We start from the raw sequence: 9,618 nt of genomic DNA on the forward strand, positions 1-9,618 counted from the left end.
GGCCACCTGATGAACCAGCAACTCGACGAACGCGGCGGACTGTTGCTGCGCAAGAAGATCGAGGGGCTCGGCGTCGGCGTGCACACGGCCAAGCGCACCACCTCGGTCCTGCGTGACGAGGACGGGCACGTCGCCGGCGTCGGTTTTACCGATGGCACCTCGCTGGCCGCCGACATGGTCGTGGTGACCGCCGGTATCCGGCCCAACGTGGAGTTCGGCCGTCGCGGCGGGCTCGTCGTCGAGCGCGGCATCGTCGTGGACGATCAGATGCGCTGCGAGGACGAGTCGTCGATCTACGCGGTTGGCGAATGCTGTCAGCACCGCGGCGAGGTGTACGGCCTCGTCGCCCCGCTGTGGGAGCAGGCGAGCGTGCTCGCCGACCACCTGACGGGCGCCAATCCCAATGCGGCCTACCACGGTTCACGGCTCACCACGAAGCTCAAGGTCGCCGGCGTCGACGTCGCGGCGATGGGCGTGCAGGGCCCGGAGCGTGACGACGACGAATTCGTCCAGTTTTACGAGCCGAGCACCGGTACGTACAAGAGCGTCGTCGTGCGCGACAACAAGCTGATCGGTGCGACGCTGCTCGGCGATGTCAGCAAGGTCGGCTTCCTCACGCAGGCCTTCGACGAGAAGGTGCCGCTGCCCGAGGAGCGCATCGCGATGCTGTTCGATCTCGGCACACCCAGCGCGGCAACGGGTGCGGCCGAACTGTCCGACGATGCGCAGGTGTGCAACTGCAACGGCGTCACCAAGGGCGACATCGTCGGCTGCGTCAACAGCGGGATCTGCACCGTCTCCGAGGTCGTGGCGAAGACGCGCGCGGGTAAGGGCTGCGGTTCGTGCAAGGGCCTTGTCGCCGACATCGTCGCGTGCGCGGCGGGCGGCGCGCTCGCGGTCGACCCCGCCGCCGACTGGTACGTGCCGTGCATCCCGATGACGAAGCCGGAACTCATTGCCGCGGTGCGGGAACGCGGAATCAAGTCGGTGTCCGAGGTTTTCGCGGAGCTGTCCACCGAGGGTGAGGTCGCCACCGCGAAGATGCCGCTCGCTTCGCTGCTGCGGGTGGTGTGGGGAGCCGACTGGGTGCCCGAGTCCGGCGCGCTGTTCATCAACGACCGGGTGCACGCCAACATTCAGCGTGACGGCACCTTCTCCGTCGTGCCACAGATGAAGGGCGGTGTCACGACGCCGGATCAGTTGCGCCGCATCGCCGATGTCGCGGACAAGTACGCGATCCCGATGGTCAAGGTCACCGGAGGCCAACGCATCGACCTGCTCGGCGCGAAGAAAGAGGACCTCCCGAAGATCTGGGGCGATCTGGACATGCCGTCGGGTTACGCCTACGGAAAAAGCATCCGCACCGTGAAAACCTGTGTGGGAACCGAGTACTGCCGCTTCGGGCTCGGCGACTCCACGAATCTCGGCATCGCCATCGAAGAACGTTTCCAGGGCCTCGAGGCCCCGGCGAAGCTCAAGCTCGCCGTCACCGGCTGTCCACGTAACTGCGCCGAGGCGCTGTGCAAGGACTTCGGTGTCGTCGCGATCGGTGACGACAAGTGGGAGATCTACATCGGCGGCGCGGCCGGGGCGCATATCCGCAAGGGGGATCTGCTCGTCACCGCGAACGGCGCGGAAGAGGTCCTGCTGTACGCGGCTCGGTTCATCCAGTACTACCGGGAGAACGGCAAGTGGCTCGAGCGCACGTACACGTTCGTGCCGCGCGTGAGCATCGAGGAATTGCGCCGACTGCTCGTAGACGACGCCGACGGCATCTGCGCCGGCCTCGAGGAGCGGATGAACGTCTCCGTCGCGGGTTACCGCGATCCCTGGCTCGAACGCAGCAAACCGCGATCACCGGCGCAGTTCAAGCCCGCGCTGCCGTTGCTCCCGCTGCCACAGGTGCCGGTCCGATGAGCACATCAACCGGAACCTGGACCACGGTCGGCGCCCTCGCCGACCTCACCCCCGGCGAGGGCCGGACCTACGTCGTCGACGGTCGGCAGGTCGCGGTGTTTCTGCTGACCGACGGCACGCTCCGAGCGACAGACGCGATCTGCCCGCATAAGGGCGGACCACTCACCGATGGTCAGATCGATGGAACCGTGGTGATCTGCCCGCTGCACCAGTACGCGTTCTCCCTCGACACCGGGACCTGCGCGGACGGCATCGGCACTGTCCGCGTGTACGAGGCCCGCATCGCAGGAGAAGAGATACAGGTCGGCCTCCCGGGCGAGCGGTAGAACCTTCCTTTCGATATTGGAGAGCGCTATTCTCGCCCTTAAGCGAAGACGACACGGCTGAAGGGGCGGTGCGAAGTGGCGCTGCGGTTCATCTATCACTATCCGGAGACCGCGGGCGCCGACGGCGACCTGCTCGACGCCGGTGACCTGCGCGAAGTGGCGATCGCGGCGGAGCGCAGCGGTTTCGACGCGATCTCGTTGAGCGAGCACCCGGTGCCGGGTGCTCGCTGGCTCGGCGCCGGTGGCCACCAGACGATCGATCCTCTGGTCGCGCTCGGCTTCGTGGCCGGCGCGACCACGCGGTTGCGGCTGCTCACCTACTTGGCCGTCGCGCCCTACCGCAACCCGTTCCTGCTCGCGAAGGCTGCGGCAACGCTCGACAAACTATCCGGCGGTCGCGTGATTCTCGGCCTCGGCGCCGGGTACTTGAAGACCGAGTTCTATGCGCTCGGTGTCGATTTCGACGAGCGCAATGCGCTCTTCGACGAGGCGCTCGACGTGCTGCCGATGCACTGGAGTGGCGAGCCGTTCAGCTATGAGGGTCGCCATTTCAACGCTCGCGACGTTGTCGCTCGGCCGAGGCCTGTGCAGAACCCGATTCCGATCTGGATCGGCGGCAACTCGAAGCTGAGCCAGCGCCGGGCCGCCGAGCGAGCCCAGGGCTGGATGCCGATGACCGGTGGCGCGGAACTCAGCACGACCGCCCGCACCCCCTCACTCGGCGGCGTGAGCGAACTCGCCGCCTCGATCGCCGAACTCCGGGACAAGGCAGCGGCCAACGGGCGCACCGATCACATCGACGTCACGTACTCCTACCACGGCGACGGGATCGAACGCCCGGCCGTCGAGCCCGATCGCCACCGCGAGGCGTTGGCCACGATCGAGCAGGCCGGCGTCGACTGGGTGGTGGTGTCCTCTCGCACCGACACACCCGAGGCCACACTCGAATTCGTCGAATCATTCGGCGCCACCTACCTGTCGTGAGCGGCTGGTTCGAGCAGCGCAGCGGCCTGGCCGGGACCGTCGCGGTCATCACCGGCGGCGCGGGCGGACTGGGCGCGGCCATCGCGCTGGATCTCGCCGCGAATGGCGTGCACCCCGCGGTCATCGATATCGACCCGGCAGCAGGTGGGCAATTGAGCAGTGCCCTGGATGAGCGCGGTCACGACGGAATCGTGCACCACGGCGATGCCCGTGACCCCGAGGCGCTCGCTGCCCTTTTCGAGGTGGTCGACGAGCGTTGGGGCCGGGTCGACACCCTGGTGAATGTCGTCGGCGGAACCTTCCGCGCGCCGTTCCTCGAGACCAAGCCGAAGGGCTGGGACGCACTGCTGCGCACCAACTTCCACCATGTCCTGCACGCCTGCTCGCTGGCTGCACCGCGCATGCAGGCCGGTGGGCGGGGCGGCAGCATCGTCAACATCACGACCATCGAGGCGCATCGCGCTGCGCCCGGGTTCGCCGTCTACGCCGCGGCGAAGGCCGCGGTGGAGCAGTTCGCCCGCACCCTTGCCGTGGAACTCGCACCGGACCGCATCCGGGTCAACAACATCGCGCCCGACTACGTGCCCACCCCGAACCTGAAGCGGCTGTCGAACGGCTCCGACCCGATGTCCGATCCGGTCGGTGGGTCTGTCGCGATTCCGATGGGCAGGGTTGGGCGGGTCGAGGACGTATCCGGGTGCGTGGTGTTTCTCGCGTCCGCGCTGTCGGAGTACATGACGGGGACGACGCTGCACCCCGACGGCGGCACCTTCGCCTCGTCGGGGTGGTTCAACTGGCCCAGCGAGGGCTGGGCCAATCACGTCCCGCTGCAGCATCTACAAAGCTGACACTGCGCTACTCGACGCTGAGGCCTATTCAACGAAGCCGAGGTGGCGCAGCAGATCCGCCTGGGCAAACTGGCCGTAGTACTCGAGCATGTGCGCAATCCGGCCGTCCCGGAACGTGACCCGGATGGCGAGCCGGTTGCGATACTCGTACCCGTCGGCGAGCCGCCCGATCATCGTCTCCTCCACGATCGCGACGTTGGGGTCATCGGTCTGGTGAAACGTCACATCCGTCACGCCGAGCTCGACAACGGCCGCGACCAGCCCACTGAAGACGGCGTGCAGTGCTTCCCGTCCGGTCACCACGGCAGGCAGGCCCGGCACGGGCAGGGCCGCTTCGTAACTCGCGTCCGGGCACCACGTCTCCACGAACTCGTCGACCCGGCGGGAGTAGAGCAGGCTCGACGATTCGGCCCAGATCTCCTCGTTGCGTGCGCGGGCGGCGGCGATGTCGACGGTCTCGATGGTGGTCATGGCGTTCTCCTCAGGTTGTGGGCGATATTCGATCCGCCATCAGCGTCGGCCGTGCCGCTTGGACCCAGCTCGAGAAAACCTTGGACGCTCCCCGATGCCATACGATCTGCGCCATGCGGTTCGCCGTTCTCGGACCGGTGCAGGTCACCGGGCCACAGGGCGCCGTCGAACTCGGCGGCGGGAAGCAGCGCACGCTATTCGCGCTGCTCGTCGCCGCGCGCGGGCAGGTGGTCTCGACGACACGGATCGTCGACGAGGTTTGGGGCGAAGACCCGCCCGCGAAGGTCTCGGTGTCGGTTCAGTCGTATGTGGCGAATCTGCGCCGCGCGCTCGAACCGCTTCACCCGGCGATGCCCGGGCCGATCCGCACGAGCCGGCCCGGCTACCTGCTCGAGGTGGACCCGTCTGTGGTGGACGAACACGAGTTCACCCGACTCTCGAACGAGGCCCGGGCGTGCCTGTCGCAGAACCCGCAACGCGCGCGCGATCTGCTGCTCCAGGCCGAATCCTTATGGCGCGGCGATGCCTACGCCGATGTACTCGGTGCGCCCTCGCTCGCCGCCGAATCCACCCGATTGACCGAGCTCCGCGCCCTGGCGCGGGAGGACCGCTGGCGGGCCAACCTCGCGATCGGTTCTCCGGCGCAGGTCGTCGCCGAGATCGAACCGTTCATCGCCGCGCACCCGCTCCGAGAGGGCGTGTGGGCACTGCTCGCGCTCGCGCTGTATCGCTCCGGGCGGCAGGCGGATGCGCTCGCCGCGCTTGGCCGCGCTCGCACAGTGCTGAGCAACGAACTGGGGATCGACCCCGGACCGGAACTGCGCCGGCTCGAGACCCAGATCCTGCGCCACGAAGTCGAACTCGCGGAACCCGCCGGTTCACCGCCACCGACCGCTCTCTCCCCAACTCTGATCCCTATCGGCCGGGAAGCTCCACTGGCGCAATTGAACTCAGCGCTCGATGCGGCACGGGCCGGGCGAGGTTCCGCGGTCCTTCTCACCGGCGAGCCCGGCATCGGCAAGACAACGCTCGCCTCCGCGTTGGCGGAAACCGCCGCCGCGCACGGCATGCGGACCGGTTGGGGCGCGGTCGACGACTCCGGATCCGCCCCGAGCCTGTGGCCGCTGACCCTCGCGGTCGGCGAGCTGGTCGCCGGGCTCGATGACCGGATCCGCACCCGCGGCGCAGAATCCGCCGCGCTGGTCCCGCTGCTCCCCCAGCTCGCCGAGACGCTCGTCGGCGATCGGGTGGCCGTGCCGGATGCCGACACCGAGCGGTTCCGCCTGGTCCGCGCCCTCGCCACGGTCCTCACTGATGTGGTCGGACCGGCACTGCTCGTGGTCGACGACGTGCAGTGGGCCGATGAACCGACATTGCTGGTGCTGCGCGCGCTCTCACCGCTCCTGTCGCGCCTGCCGGTCCTCGTCGTGGTCATATCGCGCGCGCCGATCGACGACTCGAATTCCTCCCTCGCCGCGCTGCTCGCCGACCTGACACGATCACGCACGCCACGGATCGCGCTATCCGGTCTGCCGCGCGAGGACGTGGCCGCGTTCGTCACCGCCCGCGGCAACATCGCGCACGAGCACGTCGTGGACGCCCTCCACGCCCGCACCGAGGGCAATCCGTTCTACCTCGGCGAGCTCGTCACCGCGCTGAGCACGGACGACGGACTGAGCGACCCGGCGGCGGTCGAATCCCTCGACGTGCCCGACGGTGTCCGCGACGTCGTTCGTGCCCGGCTGCGCGGACTGACCACCGACGCCGCGCACTATCTGGAGGCCGCAGCGATCGCCGGACAACAGTTCGATCCGCGCGTCGTGGCCGTGGCGAGCGGGCTTGCGGCAGACACCGGCGCCGACGTTGAAGCCACAACGCGCGCAAACGGATTCACCACCGATGCCGATTCCGGCCGACACCGGTTCCGGCACGCGATTGTCCGCCAAGCGGTCGAGGCCCGGATTCCACGCGCCCGCCGAGCGGATCTGCACGCGCGTCTCGCGACCGCAATGGCCGATGCCACCAACGAGTCCTCGGACGCGGCAATCGCCGCGCACTACGCCGCCGCAGGGCCCGAATTCGCCGGTCGTGCACGCCAGTTCGCGATCACGGCAGGCCTCGCGGCCGAGCGGCGCGGTGTATTCGACCAGGCCCGGCAGCTCTACGAGATCGCGCTCGCCGCAGGCGACACCGCGGCGCCGCCGCCGACCCCCACGGAACGGTACGAGCTACTCGTCTCGCTCGCCCGCGCCAACAAGAACTCCGGATACGATCGGCAGGCCTGGACCTACGCCCACAGCGCGGCGATGCTCGCGCTCGACGCGGGCGAGGTCGTGAATGCCGCCCGCGCCGCGGTCGAGGTCGGCTCGAACGCCGTCTGGAGCTGGCGCGAGTACCGAGAAGTCGATTTCGCTGCAATCGCGCTGTTCGACCGGCTCATCGAGACACTGCCGGACAACGAATCCGAGTTGGCAGCCGCCGCACGCGCATCGCTCGCGAGCGAGTTGTACTACTGGCCAGAAGAATACGAGCGTGCGGTGGCACTGTCCGACCGTGCGCTCGAGCTTGCTCGAGCGCACGGCACATCGGCGTTGTCGCGCACCCTGGAGCTCCGCCACGTCGCGACCGAACGCCCAGCGAGCCTGGCCGATCGGATGCGGACCTCCACCGAACTCGTCGCGCTTGCCGAATCTCGCTACGACGACATTGCCTTGTGCCGCGCCCTCGTCTTCCGCGGTCGCGATCGCGTCGAGAGCGGTGACTTCACGTCGGGGAACGGCGATTACGAACGGGCAGAACGGGTCGCGCGACGGCTCGCCTTCGCCCCGGTGTTGGTAGTGCTCGCATGGTGGGAGGCCGCGCTGGACCTGGCGGCCGGGCGCTTCGGGGAAGGTGCGGCCGCCGCCGAACGCGCCGAGGCCTTGCACGGTCGAACCACTCTGCCGGGAACAGCGGAGATTCCGTTGTTGCTCGCCGCAACCCACCATCTCGCCCGCGGAACGCTCGCCGATGCGACCGCCGAGTTCGCGATGCTGGCAGAGCAGACCGGGTTGGCATTGCTCGCCGATCTCCGCGACCTGGGGCGCCTGACCGGGGCACGTGACACCCCGGCCGTCGTGCTCGGCGCGGGCCTCGTCGAGCCACCGCCGGACTATATGTGGTTGGCGCACCAGACCATTCGCGCCCGCATCCTCGCGATCGCCGGCCCCGACGATGCTGCGGCGCGTCTCGAACGGAACCTGCTGCCCTACCGCGGCCGGATCGCCATCGGGGGCACGGGAATCTGCATCATCGGCACCGTCGATCACGGCCTCGGGCTACTGGCACGACGGCGCGGCGACCTCGATGCGGCGATCGACGCATTCGGGGCAGCGCTGGACCTGGAGACCGCGAGCGGAATGCACGCGTTCGCCGCGGCCACCGCAACGGAATGCGCCCGCACACTTACCCAGCGTGCAGGTGCCGGAGACCCTGTGCGGGCCGAGGAACTCGACGCCTGGGCGGCCACCGTGGCCGGTCAGACCGGCCAACGACTGCCCTGAATCGGCGTCAGATCAGGCGGATGCCGAGCAGCGCGTCGACCGCGTCCACGATCTGTCCCGGCGCGGCCGGGTCGGAACCGCCGTATTCGAGCGCACGGTAGGTCCAGTCGTCGATCGCGTCGATCGCCTTCGGGGTGTCCAGATCGTCGGCCAGATGCTGCCGCAGGCGCGCGATCGCGTCCGCCGGCGCCGGTCCGGTCTCCACCGCCGCCGCCGCGCGCCAACGCTGCAGCCGCTCTTGCGCCGTTTTGAGCACCTCATCCGTCCACGCCCGGTCGGTGCGGTAGTGCCCGGCGAGGAGCCCGAGCCGAATCGCGGCCGGATCCACAAGCTGTGCACGAAGTTTCGAGACGAATACCAGGTTGCCGCGACTCTTCGACATCTTCTCGCCGTCGAGACCGATCATCCCGGTGTGCACGTAGTGCCGTGCGAAGCGTCGCCCGGCCACGACTGCCTCGGCGTGCGCTGCCGAGTACTCGTGGTGCGGGTAGATGAGATCGCTGCCGCCACCCTGCACGTCGAAGCCGGTGCCGATGCGGTTCAACGCGATGGCCGCACACTCGATATGCCAACCGGGACGGCCCGGGCCGAATGGCGACGGCCAGGACGGCTCCCCCGGGCGCGCGGCGCGCCAGATCAGCGCATCGATCGGATCGCGCTTGCCGGGGCGATCCGGATCGCCGCCGCGTTCGGCGAACAGCCGTTCCATGGTGGCGCGGTCGTAGCCCGACTCGTAGCCGAACTGCTCGGTGGCGTCGGCGCGGAAGTACACGTCGGGGAACTCTGGATCGTCCACGACGTATGCGGCGCGGGCGGCGATGAGCTTCTCGACGAACTCCACGACCTCGTTCACGGACTCGACCGCGCCGATGTAGTCGCGTGGCGGCAGGACGCGCAGCGCCTCCATGTCCTCGCGGAAGAGCGCCGTCTCGCGCATGCCGAGCACCATCCAGTCCTCGCCGTCGCGTTCGGCCCGCTCGAACAGCGGATCGTCCACGTCGGTCACGTTCTGCACGTAGTGGACCTCGTGGCCGGCGTCGCGCAGCACCCGGTTGACGAGGTCGAAGGCGAGGTAGGTCGCGGCGTGCCCAAGGTGGGTGGCGTCATAGGGCGTGATGCCACAGACGTACATCGTCGCGATCGGCCCGGGAGTGACCGGGCGAACCTGGCGGTCGGCCGTGTCGTAGAGGCGCAACGGCGGACCCGATCCGGGCACAACGGGCACAGGTGTCTCGGACCAGGACTGCATGGCAACGAGCCTAGCGAAACGCGGCGGTGACGTTTTCCCGGGTCAGAACGCCGGCCAGGGAATCGGCCTATGCGTCCGCGGGCGTGGCATCACCGGTCGCTGCACCAGATCGATGACCCGATCAGCGAAAGCTTCGATCTCGTCGTCGGTGATATGCGGCGCGAGCCGGTCCCCGAGCGGGCCCGCAATAATTTTGCTCACGGCGAGTACATCTGCCATCAGACCGTCGTCGATCGGACTGTCGGCCCAGCCCCACAGGACCGTGCGCAGTTTGTGCGCCG

7 protein-coding genes and 1 pseudogene are annotated in these 9,618 nt (G+C 68.6%); 5 read left to right on the top strand and 3 right to left on the bottom strand.

Features of this window, described 5'->3' with window-relative positions; translation table 11 throughout:
- The 4 genes from nirB to A8G08_RS20590 all read left to right on the top strand — a co-directional run.
- Positions 1-1,917, top strand: a 1,917-nt coding sequence (gene nirB / locus A8G08_RS20575) for a nitrite reductase large subunit NirB (RefSeq protein WP_068278327.1), incomplete at its 5' end; no start/stop codon positions are given.
- Positions 1,914-2,243 carry a Rieske (2Fe-2S) protein gene (locus tag A8G08_RS20580; RefSeq protein WP_068278329.1) on the top strand — a complete coding sequence of 110 codons (330 nt, stop codon included), beginning with the start codon at positions 1,914-1,916 and terminating at the stop codon, positions 2,241-2,243. The genes nirB and A8G08_RS20580, both read left to right, overlap by 4 nt.
- A gap of 75 nt (positions 2,244-2,318) precedes the next feature.
- A complete protein-coding gene (locus A8G08_RS20585) occupies positions 2,319-3,227 on the top strand; it encodes an LLM class F420-dependent oxidoreductase (RefSeq protein ID WP_222844288.1) in 909 nt (302 codons plus the stop codon).
- Positions 3,224-4,075: an SDR family NAD(P)-dependent oxidoreductase gene (locus A8G08_RS20590; protein ID WP_084436640.1), complete on the top strand. Its 852-nt coding sequence runs from the start codon at positions 3,224-3,226 to the stop codon at positions 4,073-4,075. Before A8G08_RS20585 ends, A8G08_RS20590 begins: the two co-directional genes overlap by 4 nt.
- 24 nt (positions 4,076-4,099) lie before the next feature.
- Here the strand turns inward: A8G08_RS20590 and A8G08_RS20595 are convergent, their stop codons facing one another.
- Entirely contained in the window at positions 4,100-4,546 is a 447-nt protein-coding gene (locus A8G08_RS20595) for a nuclear transport factor 2 family protein (protein WP_068278331.1), read from the bottom strand.
- Positions 4,547-4,659: 113 nt separating this feature from the next.
- On the opposite strand from A8G08_RS20595, the gene A8G08_RS20600 reads away from it, so the two are divergent.
- On the top strand, positions 4,660-8,088 hold the full coding sequence (locus tag A8G08_RS20600; RefSeq protein WP_157108696.1) for an ATP-binding protein: 3,429 nt from the start codon (positions 4,660-4,662) through the stop codon (positions 8,086-8,088).
- Between the two features lie 7 nt (positions 8,089-8,095).
- On the opposite strand, the gene mshC is transcribed toward A8G08_RS20600, so the two are convergent.
- Both mshC and A8G08_RS27625 read right to left on the bottom strand, forming a co-directional pair.
- Complete coding sequence (gene mshC, locus A8G08_RS20605; RefSeq protein WP_068278333.1) at positions 8,096-9,337, bottom strand: cysteine--1-D-myo-inosityl 2-amino-2-deoxy-alpha-D-glucopyranoside ligase; 1,242 nt, start codon at positions 9,335-9,337, stop codon at positions 8,096-8,098.
- Between the two features lie 42 nt (positions 9,338-9,379).
- A pseudogene (locus A8G08_RS27625) lies at positions 9,380-9,618 on the bottom strand (SCO1664 family protein); the annotation flags it as partial.

Source organism: Aldersonia kunmingensis (assembly GCF_001646865.1).
GTDB classification, from domain to species: Bacteria; Actinomycetota; Actinomycetes; order Mycobacteriales; family Mycobacteriaceae; genus Aldersonia; species Aldersonia kunmingensis.